12 protein-coding genes are annotated in these 12,681 nt (G+C 63.2%); 10 read left to right on the forward strand and 2 right to left on the reverse strand.

The window, feature by feature from the left end:
• Positions 1–11: 11 nt before the first annotated feature.
• The gene (locus tag D4Q51_RS00970) at positions 12–1,604 is read right to left on the reverse strand and encodes an isocitrate lyase (protein WP_120075667.1); all 1,593 of its coding nucleotides are present in this window, start codon (positions 1,602–1,604) and stop codon (positions 12–14) included.
• A 145-nt stretch (positions 1,605–1,749) separates the two neighbouring features.
• Here D4Q51_RS00970 and D4Q51_RS00975 point away from each other — a divergent pair, with 145 nt between their 5' ends.
• Positions 1,750–3,153, forward strand: a complete 1,404-nt coding sequence (locus D4Q51_RS00975) for a helix-turn-helix domain-containing protein (protein WP_120075852.1) — start codon at positions 1,750–1,752, stop codon at positions 3,151–3,153.
• Between the two features lie 6 nt (positions 3,154–3,159).
• Here D4Q51_RS00975 and D4Q51_RS00980 read toward each other — a convergent pair whose 3' ends face one another.
• On the reverse strand, positions 3,160–4,500 hold the full coding sequence (locus tag D4Q51_RS00980) for an ABC1 kinase family protein (RefSeq protein WP_120075669.1): 1,341 nt from the start codon (positions 4,498–4,500) through the stop codon (positions 3,160–3,162).
• A gap of 93 nt (positions 4,501–4,593) precedes the next feature.
• On the opposite strand from D4Q51_RS00980, the gene D4Q51_RS00985 reads away from it, so the two are divergent.
• From D4Q51_RS00985 to D4Q51_RS01025, 9 genes are all read left to right on the forward strand, one after another.
• On the forward strand, positions 4,594–5,346 hold the full coding sequence (locus D4Q51_RS00985; protein WP_120075671.1) for a phosphatidylserine decarboxylase: 753 nt from the start codon (positions 4,594–4,596) through the stop codon (positions 5,344–5,346).
• Positions 5,343–6,317: a CDP-alcohol phosphatidyltransferase family protein gene (locus D4Q51_RS00990; protein ID WP_120075674.1), complete on the forward strand. Its 975-nt coding sequence runs from the start codon at positions 5,343–5,345 to the stop codon at positions 6,315–6,317. Before D4Q51_RS00985 ends, D4Q51_RS00990 begins: the two co-directional genes overlap by 4 nt.
• Positions 6,318–6,769: 452 nt before the next feature.
• On the forward strand, positions 6,770–7,543 hold the full coding sequence (gene rpsB, locus D4Q51_RS00995) for a 30S ribosomal protein S2 (protein WP_120075676.1): 774 nt from the start codon (positions 6,770–6,772) through the stop codon (positions 7,541–7,543).
• Positions 7,544–7,653: 110 nt separating this feature from the next.
• Positions 7,654–8,580: a translation elongation factor Ts gene (gene tsf / locus D4Q51_RS01000; protein WP_120075678.1), complete on the forward strand. Its 927-nt coding sequence runs from the start codon at positions 7,654–7,656 to the stop codon at positions 8,578–8,580.
• Positions 8,581–8,740: 160 nt separating this feature from the next.
• Positions 8,741–9,460: a UMP kinase gene (gene pyrH / locus D4Q51_RS01005; RefSeq protein ID WP_120075680.1), complete on the forward strand. Its 720-nt coding sequence runs from the start codon at positions 8,741–8,743 to the stop codon at positions 9,458–9,460.
• 5 nt (positions 9,461–9,465) lie between these two features.
• Complete coding sequence (frr, locus tag D4Q51_RS01010; protein WP_120075682.1) at positions 9,466–10,020, forward strand: ribosome recycling factor; 555 nt, start codon at positions 9,466–9,468, stop codon at positions 10,018–10,020.
• 30 nt (positions 10,021–10,050) lie between these two features.
• On the forward strand, positions 10,051–10,731 hold the full coding sequence (gene uppS / locus D4Q51_RS01015) for a polyprenyl diphosphate synthase (RefSeq protein WP_120075685.1): 681 nt from the start codon (positions 10,051–10,053) through the stop codon (positions 10,729–10,731).
• The gene (locus D4Q51_RS01020; protein WP_120075687.1) at positions 10,718–11,503 is read left to right on the forward strand and encodes a phosphatidate cytidylyltransferase; all 786 of its coding nucleotides are present in this window, start codon (positions 10,718–10,720) and stop codon (positions 11,501–11,503) included. The genes uppS and D4Q51_RS01020 overlap by 14 nt, the downstream gene beginning before the upstream one ends.
• Complete coding sequence (locus tag D4Q51_RS01025; RefSeq protein WP_120075689.1) at positions 11,500–12,660, forward strand: 1-deoxy-D-xylulose-5-phosphate reductoisomerase; 1,161 nt, start codon at positions 11,500–11,502, stop codon at positions 12,658–12,660. The genes D4Q51_RS01020 and D4Q51_RS01025 overlap by 4 nt, the downstream gene beginning before the upstream one ends.
• Positions 12,661–12,681 lie beyond the last annotated feature (21 nt).

The following is a 12,681-nucleotide window of genomic DNA, read 5'->3' on the forward strand; positions in this document are numbered from 1 at the left end:
GTTGCGCCGGCTCATGCGGCAAACTGGTTCATCGTGTTGTGCTCGCCGCCAGCCTTCAGGGCTGCTTCTCCGGCGAATGCTTCCTTGTGATCGTCGCCGATGTCGGAACCGGCCATGTTCTGGTGCCTGACACAGGCAATCCCTTGGCGGATTTCCTCGCGCTGCACCTGCTTGACGTAGCCGAGCATCCCTTCTTCGCCGAAGTAGCGCTTGGCGAGGTTGTCCGTGCTCAGCGCTGCCGTGTGGTAGGTCGGCAGCGTGATCAGGTGGTGGAAGATGCCCGCCCGCTTCGCAGCATCGCGCTGGAACGTGCGGATCTTCTCGTCGGCTTCCTTCGCCAGATCGCTGTCGTCGTAGTGCTGGCTCATCAGCTGCTCGCGTTCGAACATCGACAGGTCGCGGCCCTCGGCTTCCCAGGCGTCGTACACCTGCTGGCGGAAGTTCAGCGTCCAGTTGAAGCTGGGCGAATTGTTGTAGACGAGCTTGGCATCGGGAACGACCTCGCGGATGCGATCCACCATGCCGGCGATCTGTTCGATGTGCGGCTTCTCCGTCTCGATCCACAGCAGGTCGGCACCGTTTTGCAGCGCAGTGATGCAGTCAAGAACGCAGCGATCCTCTCCCGTGCCGGGACGGAACTGGAACAGGTTGGACGGCAGACGCTTGGGGCGCATCAGCTTGCCATCGCGGTTCAGCAGCACGTCACCGGGATTGCCCGCGCCGTCCACTGCCTCGCAATCGAGGAAGCTGTTGTACTGGTCGCCCAAGTCTCCCGCTTCGCGAGTGAAAGCGATCTGCTTCGTCAGGCCAGCGCCCAGCGAATCGGTGCGGGCGACGATGATGCCGTCAGGCACACCCAGTTCAAGGAAGGCGTAGCGGATCGCGCGGATCTTCTGGAGGAAGTCCTCGTGCGGAACGGTAACCTTGCCGTCCTGGTGGCCGCACTGCTTTTCGTCCGAAACCTGGTTCTCGATCTGCAGGGCGCAGGCACCGGCTTCGATCATCTTCTTGGCGAGCAGGTAGGTCGCCTCGGCATTGCCGAAGCCTGCATCGATATCGGCGATGATCGGCACGACGTGGCTCTCGTGGTTGTCGATCGCCTGCTGCGCCTTTGCGGCAGCGGCTTCGTCACCGGCCTTGCGAGCTTTGTCGAGATCGCGGAACAGGCCGCCCAGTTCGCGAGCGTCTGCCTGACGCAGGAAGGTGTAGAGCTCCTCGATCAGCGCGGGAACGCTGGTCTTCTCGTGCATGGACTGGTCGGGCAGGGGGCCGAATTCGCTGCGCAGTGCGGCGACCATCCAGCCCGAAAGGTAGAGGTAGCGGCCCTTTGTGCTGCCGAAATGCTTCTTGATGGAGATCATCTTCTGCTGGCCGATGAAACCGTGCCAGCAGCCGAGCGACTGCGTGTACTGGGCCGGATCCTTGTCGTAAGCTTCCATGTCCGCACGCATCACCTTGGCCGTGTGGCGGGCGATATCGAGGCCGGTCTGGAACTTGTTCTGTGCCCGCAGCCGAGCGGCGAATTCGGGGTCGATACCCTGCCAGTCTGCGCCGTGGCGATGCTTGATACCGGTCTGGCGATGGATTTCTTCGAAGTAAGTCATGATGATACGGTCCTTGGCGTTGGTGTCGCTTGACAGTCATGTGGCACCCGATTTCGTGGCCGTCGCGCATTCCGGTGTAATGTTGTCGAACTTTACAAGATTTGCGTGTAATGTTGTAAACAACCGCACTCGCACCGGAATGACCATGGCTACCAAGACACTCTACCTCGGACCCCGCCTGAAAAAATTGCGCCGCGAACTGGGGCTGACCCAGGCCAACATGGCGAACGATCTCGATATCTCGCCCAGCTACATCGCGCTGATGGAGCGCAACCAGCGCCCCGTGACGGCGGAGATGCTGCTGAAGCTGGCGACCACCTATCGCATCAACGTGGCAGACCTGGCGGACGAGGACGCCGACGAAACTGCCGCCCGCCTGCAATCGGCCCTGCGCGATCCGCTGTTCGCGGATATTGCCATCGAACCCCTCGATATCGAGGATATCGCCACCAGCTACCCCGGCATGGCCGAGGCGCTGCTGCGCCTGCACACCGCGTTCGGCGAGGAACAACTCGCCCTTGCCGAGCGCCGTGATGCAGCGGCAACCGAAAGCGCGGGAGTGGCGTCCAGCGATCCGGTGGGCGAGGCGAGGGCGTTTCTCGCTGCGCGGAGAAACTGCTTCCCCGAACTGGACGACAGCGCCGCCGCGCTATCGAAAAAACTCGATTCCTTTGCCGCAATGAAGGATCATCTTGCCGAGAACCACCAGCTCGACTTGCGCCTGACAGATGACGGGCTGCTGCGCGGCGCGCTGCGCTGGCACGACTATCACCGGCGGCGCATCCATGTGTCGGAGCGGATCGACCAGGCCGGGCGGCGGTTTCAGGCGGCCTTGCAGATCGCCATTCTGGAACAGGAAGAGCCGATCGCGCGCATCGTGGCCGAAAGTCGCCTCACCAGCGAGGATGGCAAGCGGCTGGTCCGCCGTGCCCTGCAATCATATTGGGCCGCAGCGCTGTTAATGCCTTACCGCGCTTTCGCCAAGGCTGCCGAGAACCTGCGCTATGACGTGGAGGCGCTGTGTTCGCGCTTCGCCGTCAGTTTCGAGCAGGCGGTGCATCGGCTGACGACCTTGCAGCGTCCCGGCGAGGAAGGCGTGCCATTCTTCTTCCTGCGCGTCGACCGCGCGGGCAATGTTTCGAAACGGCTGGACGGTGCGGGCTTCCCATTCGCGCGGCATGGCGGCGGGTGTCCGCTGTGGAACGTGCACACGGTGTTCGATCAGCAGAACGTAGTCGACGCGCAGTTGATCGAACTGCCCGACGGCGAGCGATACGTCTCTATAGCGCGCACGGTGCGAGGCGGTGGCGGTGCTTTCGGTGTTCCGCGCGTCGTGAGGTCCGTGGCGATTGCCTGCTCGGCTACGCACATGGACAAGCTGGCTTATGGCGACGCGCTGAAACAGAGCGACCCTACTCCGATAGGCGTTGCCTGCCGCCTGTGTCACCGCCCACGCTGTATTGCGCGATCCGCTCCGCCGATGGGCCGCGAGATCGTGCCCGTTCGCTTCCGCGAAAGCGGCGTGCCGTTCGACTTTTCCATGGAATAGGTCGCGCTAACCGGAAGGCAGGCTGGCAAGCTTCGCCTCTACCATTGTCCGAATATCTATCTTTGCCTTCATGCGAGCAGCCAGCAGGGCAGTGCCGCTGATCTTGCGCTGGGCGAAGAGCATCTCGGCAGGCGGCAAGTGCCATGCAGCCTTGTCCTGCGCGATGGCCATGCCTTCTTCGCGCACTGTCTTCACGAAGGACCGGTCACCGAAGTCGAAATCGCCGGGCTTGCCGAGCTCCTCGACGATCACCGCGATGATCCTGTCGAGGTTGGCACGGTGTGCGTCTGCCGTGTGCCGAGAGAGAAAGCCCGCCGCAATCGCGGCTTCGGCAATCGCCTCGTGATCTTCGGCCAGCCCTGCGGCCAGAAGCCGGCGATAGCTCATGGTAATGTGCGGCGATACTTCGCGCGCGGCGCCGAAATCGAGCAGCACCAGCTTTTCGCCGTCCTCCGAGATCCGGTAATTGGCGAAGTTCGGATCGGTCTGCATCAGGCCGAAATCGAATAGTTCGCGCAGCACGAGGGCGATCAGCCGCTCCATCATGGCGTCGCGCACTTCCTGCGGCTCGTGCTCCAGCGTATCGATGGAGCGGCCCGGCACGAAATCCATTGCGAGCACGTTCGTGGTGGTGAGATCGGCGTGAAAGCCGGGGACGATGTATTCGCTCTCCCCCGCCAGCAATTCGCCGTAAGCCTGCATCTGCCGCGCCTCGCGCTGATAGTCGGCTTCTTCATGCAGTTGCTGCTTGGCCTCTGCCAACAGGGGCGCAATATCCATGTGCTTGGGAAGCAGGCCCGAAACGCGCAGCAGCGTTGCCACATTGTCGACATCGGCATCGATCGATTCGCGCACGCCGGGATATTGCACCTTGATCGCCAGGTCGCGCCCGTCGCGCGTCTTGGCGCGGTGAACCTGACCGATGGATGCCGCCGCAAGGGGCCGCGGGTTGAAATACTTGAACTCGCGCCGCCAACCAATGCCCCAGTCCTTCGCCAGCACGGCCTCAAGCTGCTTGGGCGGCATCGAATGGGCATTTTCCCGTAGTCGCGCCATGATCTGCGCCAGTTCGGGCGGCAGCACGTCGCCTGCATCCATGGACACCATTTGCCCCAGCTTCATCGCCGCACCGCGCAATTCGGAAAGCCGGTCTGCCACACGGCCCACGTTGCCCGGTGTCAGGAGCAATTCATTGAGACGAGGGCGCTTTCCTTCCGCCAGTCGGCGGGCGCCTTCGGCCATGACGCCGCCCGCCAAGCCTCCAGCCAGTCGGCCGAATTGGCCAAGGCGCGCGCTTCGGCTGCCGGGAACGGCGCGCGAGCCGCCATCGTTATCCTTGTCAGACATTCACATTAGCTGGTGTGCGCGGCAGCGAAACGCCAGCGGGGACAAAAGGCGGTATCGCTTGTGAGCGCAGCAGCAACAGCATAGGTAGAGGCGATGGCTGGTGAACTCAGAGACAATCGCGGTCGCGGCGATGCCGAGTGGGGCTTACCCCCGGTCCATCCCGAGGGCCGCAAGTTCGGCATGATCGCCACGGCGATTGCGCTGGCGGTGCTGGTTATCTTCGACTGGGACTGGCTGGGCTGGCCGCTGCTGTTGCTGGCGGTTGGCGTCTTTGCCTTTTTTCGCGATCCCGAGCGTGTCGTGCCGCAGGGCGACAAGCTGATGGTGTCCCCGGCCGATGGTCTGGTGACGCTGATCTCGCAGGTAACGCCGCCGACGGAACTGCAGAACGCGACCGAGGATGGCGGCCGCGGGCTGGGCAAGGACCCCGTGACGCGCATATCCATCTTCATGTCTGTCTTCGACGTGCACGTGAACCGATCGCCGATATCGGGCACGATCAGGCGCATCGTCTATATCCCCGGCGCTTTCATGAATGCCGATCTGGACAAGGCGAGCGAGGAGAACGAGCGCCAGCACGTGCTGATCGAGCGGGGCGACGGGACCGCCATCGGCTTCACGCAAATTGCCGGGATGGTGGCGCGGCGCATTGTGCCGTTCGTGAAGCCGGGCGATATCGTCGCCGCCGGACAGCGGGTCGGACTGATCCGCTTTGGCAGCCGGGTGGATGTCTATCTGCCCGCAGGGACGGAACCCAAAGTGCTGCTGGGGCAGCGCGTTATCGCAGGAGAGACAGTGCTGGCCGAGATCGGGACGGTAGGGCTGCTTGAAGGAGTAAGCCAGTGAGGCCAGGCCAGGACGACACGAAAGACTTTGATGAGGACGAGACAGTAACCGCCGGTCCTGCATGGCTCGGTCCCAAGGCCAGCGAGCATGAGCGGGTAACGCGGTCGCGTGCGGGGAAGGGACTGTCGCTGCGTGCTGTCTTGCCCAATGCGATCACCGCGGCGGCACTGTGTTCGGGGCTTACCAGCATTCTTTTCGCCATCGGCGGGCAGTGGCCGCAGTCGGTCTTCGCCATGATCCTTGCCGGCGTGCTGGACGCGATGGATGGCCGAATTGCTCGCCTGCTGAAGGCGCAGTCGCGCTTCGGTGCGGAGCTCGATAGCCTCTCGGATTCAGCCAGCTTCGGCATTGCGCCTGCGTTGGTGCTTTACCTGTGGGCGCTGGTGGATGCGCCGCGTCTCGGCTGGCTCGCGGCGTTGGCTTATGCCATTTGCTGCGCTCTGCGATTGGCCCGCTTCAACGCGCAGATCGATATGGAAGAACAGCCGCACAAGTCGGCGGGCTATCTCACGGGTGTTCCTGCGCCAATGGGAGCAGGCTTTGCCTTCATGCCGGTCTATCTCTGGTTGGCGACGGGCGAGCCGATCTTCCGCGAACCCTTGCTGGTTGGCCCGTGGATCATCCTGGTTGCGGTGCTGATGGTATCCAACATGGCGACGCCCAGCTGGAAGTCCCTCGCGCCGTCCGGCGATTTCAAGCTCGCTTTCATCGCGGTGGCCGGGCTGCTGGTGGGCGGCCTGCTGATCGAAACCTGGTGGACGCTGGTGCTGATCGGCGTTGTCTACATGGCGCTGATCGTCTGGTCGGTCAGCGGCTATGCCAAGGTGAAGCGGGAGCGGCGCGCTGCCGCTGCGGGCGACGTGCCGGACAATGGGCCGGACGACGAGGAAACCGCTACGCCGCCATCCGGGCGAAAGCCTCTTGCGGTCGACGAAGTGGACGCGGCTCTGCAAGAGAAGCGCGACCGATAGCGGCCAGTTCGCGGCGCGTCTGGCGCCAGCGGACGACGCCATAACGGATGCAGGCGTGGCAGGAGAGCAGGGCAATCGCTGCCACCAGTCCGAAGAAAATCGAAATCGCCAGTGCAAATGCCATAAACCGTGATCCTTTGGCTCAAAGCCCCTCCGGCGACCATCGAATGCCGGAACCGCCTGTTTGTTCCTGATGCGTTCTTTGTTCCAATTTCGTTCCTGTCGGTCAAGCACTTTGTTCCGCTTGTGTTCCGCACTTGCAATTTACAGGTGGATTTCCCCATGTTGCTGGGCTAAGGGCCGCCACGCCTGAAGGGCAGAAGCGATTCCCGTTTCTGCCGAAGAGGGCAAATCCACATGGAAGGCACTGACATACCGGTGCCGCCCGCGGGGCAAGTTCCCAAGGGTCGGTTCCCCGTCTTCCAGAGGCTCAACCGGAAAGGAATTTACCTATGGCGGCACCTACCGTCACGATGCAGCAATTGATCGAGGCCGGCGCACACTTCGGCCACCAGACCCACCGCTGGAACCCGCGGATGAAGCCGTACATCTTCGGCAGCCGCAACGGTGTTCACATCATCGACCTGTCGCAGTCCGTGCCCCTGATGGCGCGCGCGCTAGACTTCGTGTCCTCCACCGTGCGTGCTGGCGGCAAGGTTCTGTTCGTCGGCACCAAGCGTCAGGCGCAGGAGCCGATCGCACAGGCCGCGCGTGCCTGCGGCCAGCACTTCGTCAACCACCGCTGGCTGGGCGGCATGCTCACCAACTGGAAGACGATTTCGCAGTCGATCAAGCGCCTGAAGAACCTGGAAGAGCAGCTTGCCGGCGACACCAGCCTGCTGACCAAGAAGGAAGTCCTGCAGCTGACGCGCGAGCGTGACAAGCTGGAACTTTCGCTCGGCGGCATCCGCGACATGGGCGGTATTCCGGACGTGATGTTCGTGATCGACGCCAACAAGGAAGACCTGGCCATCAAGGAAGCCGGCGTGCTCGGCATCCCCGTGATCGCCGTGCTCGACACCAACGTCGACCCGACCGGCATCGCTTTCCCGATCCCCGGTAACGACGACGCAAGCCGCGCCGTGCGCCTGTACTGCGACGCCGTGGCCCAGGCCGCGACCACCGGCAAGACCGAAGGCGTGGTGGACTCGGGTGCCGACATCGGCGCCATGGAACAGCCGCCCGAAGAGGCTGCCGTTGCCGAAGAAGCCAAGGCCGACGCCTGATCTTCGAAATGTGATCGCCGCCGCGTAAGCCGCGCGTCACAATTCACGCACAATGCGCCGGTTCGCTCCCCCAGCGGACCGGCACAAACCCAATCTGAAGGAATTACGACATGGCTGCATTTTCCGCATCCGACGTGAAAGCCCTGCGCGAGAAGACCGGCGCGGGCATGATGGACGCCAAAAAGGCGCTGGAAGCTGCCGACGGCGATATCGAAGCCGCGATCGACGCGCTTCGCGCCAAGGGCCTCGCCACTGCACAGAAGAAGTCCAGCCGCACCGCTGCCGAAGGTCTCGTCGGCGTTGCCGTCGAAGGCACTAAGGGCGTTGCCGTCGAGGTGAACTCCGAAACCGACTTCGTCGCCAAGAACGAGAAGTTCCAGGATTTCGTGCGCAAGACCACCGAGGTCGCCCTGTCGCAGGACAGCGACGACGTGGAAGCGCTGAAGGCTGCATCCTACCCGGACGGCGGCACTGTGGCCGACAAGCTGACCGACAACGTCGCCACCATCGGCGAGAATCAGCAGGTTCGCCGCATGAAGACCGTGTCCGTCTCGAACGGCCTGATCGTGCCCTACATGCACAACGCGCAGGCCCCGAACCTCGGCAAGATCGGCGTGCTCGTCGCGCTGGAATCCGAAGCCGGCGAAGACGTTCTGGAACCGCTGGGCAAGCAACTGGCCATGCACATCGCCGCCGCTTTCCCGCTGGCGCTGACCGCTGAAGACCTCGACCCCGAAGTGATCGAGCGCGAGCGCAAGATCGCTGCCGAGAAGGCTGCCGAAAGCGGCAAGCCCGAAAACGTGCAGGAAAAGATGGTCGATGGCGCGATCAAGAAGTACGCCAAGGAGAACGCTCTCCTCAGCCAGGTCTACGTGATCGACAACAAGACGCCGATCGCCGACGTGGTTGCCGCCGCTGGCAAGGAAGCCGGTACGTCTATCGTCCTGAAGGACTACGTCCGCTTCCAGCTTGGTGAAGGCATCGAGAAGGAAGAAAGCGACTTCGCCGCAGAAGTGGCTGCTGCCGTCGGCGGCTGATCGCTTTCTCAGCAAAGGCTTGAAGGGGCCGCCGGACACGCATGTTCGGCGGCCCTTTTCGTGTCCTGCGCCCACACAAAACACTGCCGGAACCCTTGGCAGTTTCACCCGCTCGCTCTAGAAGCCCGCAAACCCCGCTTCCTGGAAGGAATTTCCCCCCATGCTCCTGCCCGACGCCAAACGCATCCTGCTCAAGCTCTCGGGCGAGGTGCTGATGGGGGAACAGGAGTTCGGCATCGACCCCGCCTACGTCATGCGCCTTGCCGAAGAGGTGAAGGCCGCGAAGGAAACGGGTCTGGAGATCTGCCTCGTCATTGGCGGCGGCAATATCTTTCGCGGGATGGCAGGCGCGGCGCAGGGGATGGACCGGGCGCAGGCGGACTACATGGGGATGCTGGCGACGGTGATGAACGCGCTCGCCATGCAGAGCGCGCTGGAGCAACTGGGCGTCGATACCCGTGTGCAGAGCGCCATCCAGATGGACCAGGTGTGCGAGCCGGTGATCCGTCGCCGTGCCGAACGCCACCTGGCCAAGGGCCGCATCGTGATCTTTGCAGCAGGCGTAGGCGCACCCTACTTCACGACCGACAGCGGCGCTGCCCTGCGCGCGGCGGAACTGCGCTGCGATGCGCTGCTGAAGGGCACCAGCGTGGACGGCGTTTACGACTCCGATCCCAAGCGCAACCCCGATGCCACCCGTTTCGAAACCGTCACCTATGACAAGGTGCTGGCAAATAACTTGAAAGTCATGGATGCTTCTGCCGTTGCCCTGTGCCGCGACAACGCCATCCCCATCGTGGTCTTCTCGATCCGCGAACGGGGCAACGTGGCGCGCGTGCTGGCGGGCGAGGGCGTGCAGACGATTGTGAGGAAGGACTGAAAGCGATGAAATACGACAAGGCCGATATCGAGCGCCGCATGGCCGGCGCCGTCGAGAGCCTGAAGGGAGATCTTTCGGGCCTGCGCACGGGCCGCGCCAACACCGCGCTGCTCGATCCCGTGGTGGTCGAGGTCTACGGCTCCATGATGCCGCTCAACCAGGTGGCCACCGTCTCTGCGCCAGAGCCACGCATGCTGAGCGTGCAGGTGTGGGACAAGGCGAACGTCAGTGCCGTGGAGAAAGGCATCTCCAAGGCCAACCTCGGTCTCAACCCGATGCAGGATGGCCAGACCATCCGCCTTCCGCTGCCCGACCTCAACGAGGAACGCCGCAAGGAATTGGCAAAGCTGGCCGGCGAATATGGCGAGAAGGCCAAGATCGCCATCCGCAACGTGCGCCGCGATGCGAACGAGGCGCTGAAGGAAGACGAGAAGAAGAAGGAAATCTCCGAAGACGACCGCAAGCGCCTCGAAGACGAGGTGCAGAAGCTCACCGACAAGTACGTGAGCGATACCGACGCGGCGGTGGAGAAGAAGGTTCAGGAAATCCTGACCCAGTAATCGAGGCCGGATGATACCGGCTGTCTTGTCATGACCAACCCTTCCTACCCCCGCCACGTGGCAATCATCATGGATGGCAATGGCCGCTGGGCGAAGAAGCGCGCCATGCCGCGCGCCCTGGGCCACAGGCAGGGCGGGGAGGCGGTGCGCCGCACGGTGCAGGCGGCGGAGAACCTCGGGCTGGAATGCCTCACGCTTTACGCGTTCTCCAGCGAGAACTGGAAGCGAGAGGAAGGCGAGATCTCGGACCTGATGAACCTGATGCGCAGGTTTATCGAGGCCAATCTGGAAGACATGGTTGCGCGCAAGGTGCGCCTGAAGATCATCGGCGATTACAAGGCCTTCGCGCCCGATATTGTCGAACGGCTTGAAGACGCACTGGAGCGCACAAAAGACGGCGAACGCACGCTTGCCGTGGCGTTGAACTACGGTGCGCAGCAGGAAATCGCCCGCGCCGCGCGGTTGGCGGCAGAGGAGGGCGATGTGACGCCCGAAGCGATAGACCGTCACCTCTACACCGCCGACCTCCCACCGCTGGACCTGCTGATCCGTACCAGCGGCGAGGTTCGCCTGTCGAACTTCTTGCTGTGGCAATCGGCCTATGCCGAGATGCTGTTCATGGACGTGCTGTGGCCGGATTTTGGCGAGGATCACCTGCGCGAGGCGTGCGAGGAATTCGCGAAGAGGGAGCGCCGCTATGGTGGACGCTGACCTCGAGAACGAACGCAAGCGCGACAGGCTGAAGCGCTACGCCCGCAAGGCTGTCACCGTACCGCTTTCGGTGCGCACGGGTGACTTGCCGAAACGCGCCGCCAGCGCGGTGGTGATGCTCGCCATCGTGTCCGGTGCCATCTGGGCCGGGGGCTGGATCTGGTCGATCTTTGCGGGCCTGCTGGGTCTTGGCGTGTTCTTCGAATGGACTGCGATCGTATGGCGCATCACCGAGAGCTTGATATGGCGCGTAGTCGCCCTCTTGCTTGGCGTCCTCTACATCGGGTTTGGAGCGGCGGTGATCGGCGCGCTCGGCAACGATGAACTCATGGGGCTATCTGAGGGACGGCTTCCGTGGGCGCTGATCGGCATTGTCGCGATCGTTATCGCGACGGACACCGGCGCCTATTTCAGCGGCCGTACCATCGGCGGCCCGAAGATCGCACCTGCCATCAGCCCATCGAAGACCTGGGCGGGGCTGTTCGGCGGCATGATCTGCGCAGCGCTTGTCGTGGCCTATATCTCCATTCAGGACACCGGGATGCCGATTCCTCTGGTCGGCGGAATGATCGCCGGCGCACTGCTGGCGGTAGTCGCGCAGGCTGGCGATTTCCTTGAAAGCTGGATGAAACGCCGCGCCGGGCTGAAGGATTCGGGCAAGCTGATTCCGGGCCACGGAGGTCTATTTGATCGGCTGGATGGATTGCTGGCGGTTGCAAATGTAACCGGAGCAGTGCTTATCTCTCACCTTATGACAGTGAGTAGTTCATGAGCGCAGCCCGGTCCATTTCCCTCCTCGGCGCCACCGGCTCCATCGGCGATTCCACGCTCGACCTGATCCGCAACGATCGCGCCAACTGGACGGTGCGCGCGCTGAGCGCCAATTGCTCGGCGGAAAAGCTGGCGAAGCTGGCCATCGAATTCGACGCCGAGATCGCGGTGGTTGGTGACGAGGCCTGCCTGCCCGAACTCAGGCAGCACCTCTCAGCTACTGGGATCGAAGCGGCTGGCGGCCGCGAGGCGCTCTGCGATGCCGCGGCCCGCCCGGTCGATATTACCGTTGCCGCTATCGTCGGCTGCGCGGGTCTCGCGCCCACGATGCGGGCGATAGAACAGGGCAACACCGTCGCCCTGGCCAACAAGGAAGCGCTGGTTTCCGCAGGCGAGGTGATGACCGCGCTGGTCGCGAAGCATGGCACCACGCTGCTGCCGGTCGACAGTGAGCACAATGCCATTTTCCAGTGCCTGGAGGGCAACAATCTCGAGGACGTGCGCTGGATCACGCTCACGGCGAGCGGCGGCCCGTTCCGGACCAAGACATGGGAAGAACTGGACGCTGCCACCCCTTCACAGGCCGTTGCCCACCCCAACTGGTCGATGGGCGCGAAGATCAGCGTCGATTCCGCCACCATGATGAACAAGGGGCTGGAATTCATCGAGGCGTTCCACCTGTTCCCGGTCGGCCTCGATCGTCTGCGCATCATTGTTCACCCGCAAAGCGTGATCCACTCGATGGTGGAATACCGCGACGGCTCGACGCTGGCGCAACTCGGCCCCAGCGACATGCGTGTGCCGATTGCCTCCACGCTGGCATACCCTGCGCGGATGGATACCAATTGCAAGCCGCTGGACCTCGCAACCATCGGGGAACTGAGCTTTTTCGCCCCCGACGAAGAGCGGTTCCCGGCAACCAGGCTGGCCCGCGAGGCCGCACATGCCGGTGGCGGTACACCCGCCGTTCTCAATGCCGCGAACGAGGTGGCGGTGGCTGCCTTCCTCGCCGGTCAGGTGAAGTTCACGCAAATTTCGGCAATCTCTGCCAGAACCCTCGACAATTACGCGCCCCCTGCGCCACAAACGCTCGACGACGTGCTCGCCGTCGATGCGGAGGCGAGGGCTCGCGCCGGGGAAATGCTGGAGTTAGCCTGACGTGAATTTCGAAACGCTGCC

Origin of the sequence: Aurantiacibacter odishensis (assembly GCF_003605195.1) — a bacterium.
GTDB classification, from domain to species: Bacteria; Pseudomonadota; Alphaproteobacteria; order Sphingomonadales; family Sphingomonadaceae; genus Alteraurantiacibacter; species Alteraurantiacibacter odishensis.

Coding starts and splice junctions, on each gene's coding strand:
- D4Q51_RS00970 (WP_120075667.1), bottom strand. CDS start 1,604: ATGACTTACTTCGAAGAAATCCATCGCCAGACCGGTATCAAGCATCGC.
- D4Q51_RS00975 (WP_120075852.1), top strand. CDS start 1,750: ATGGCTACCAAGACACTCTACCTCGGACCCCGCCTGAAAAAATTGCGC.
- D4Q51_RS00980 (WP_120075669.1), bottom strand. CDS start 4,500: ATGTCTGACAAGGATAACGATGGCGGCTCGCGCGCCGTTCCCGGCAGC.
- D4Q51_RS00985 (WP_120075671.1), top strand. CDS start 4,594: ATGGCTGGTGAACTCAGAGACAATCGCGGTCGCGGCGATGCCGAGTGG.
- rpsB (WP_120075676.1), top strand. CDS start 6,770: ATGGCGGCACCTACCGTCACGATGCAGCAATTGATCGAGGCCGGCGCA.
- tsf (WP_120075678.1), top strand. CDS start 7,654: ATGGCTGCATTTTCCGCATCCGACGTGAAAGCCCTGCGCGAGAAGACC.
- pyrH (WP_120075680.1), top strand. CDS start 8,741: ATGCTCCTGCCCGACGCCAAACGCATCCTGCTCAAGCTCTCGGGCGAG.
- frr (WP_120075682.1), top strand. CDS start 9,466: ATGAAATACGACAAGGCCGATATCGAGCGCCGCATGGCCGGCGCCGTC.
- uppS (WP_120075685.1), top strand. CDS start 10,051: ATGACCAACCCTTCCTACCCCCGCCACGTGGCAATCATCATGGATGGC.
- D4Q51_RS01020 (WP_120075687.1), top strand. CDS start 10,718: ATGGTGGACGCTGACCTCGAGAACGAACGCAAGCGCGACAGGCTGAAG.
- D4Q51_RS01025 (WP_120075689.1), top strand. CDS start 11,500: ATGAGCGCAGCCCGGTCCATTTCCCTCCTCGGCGCCACCGGCTCCATC.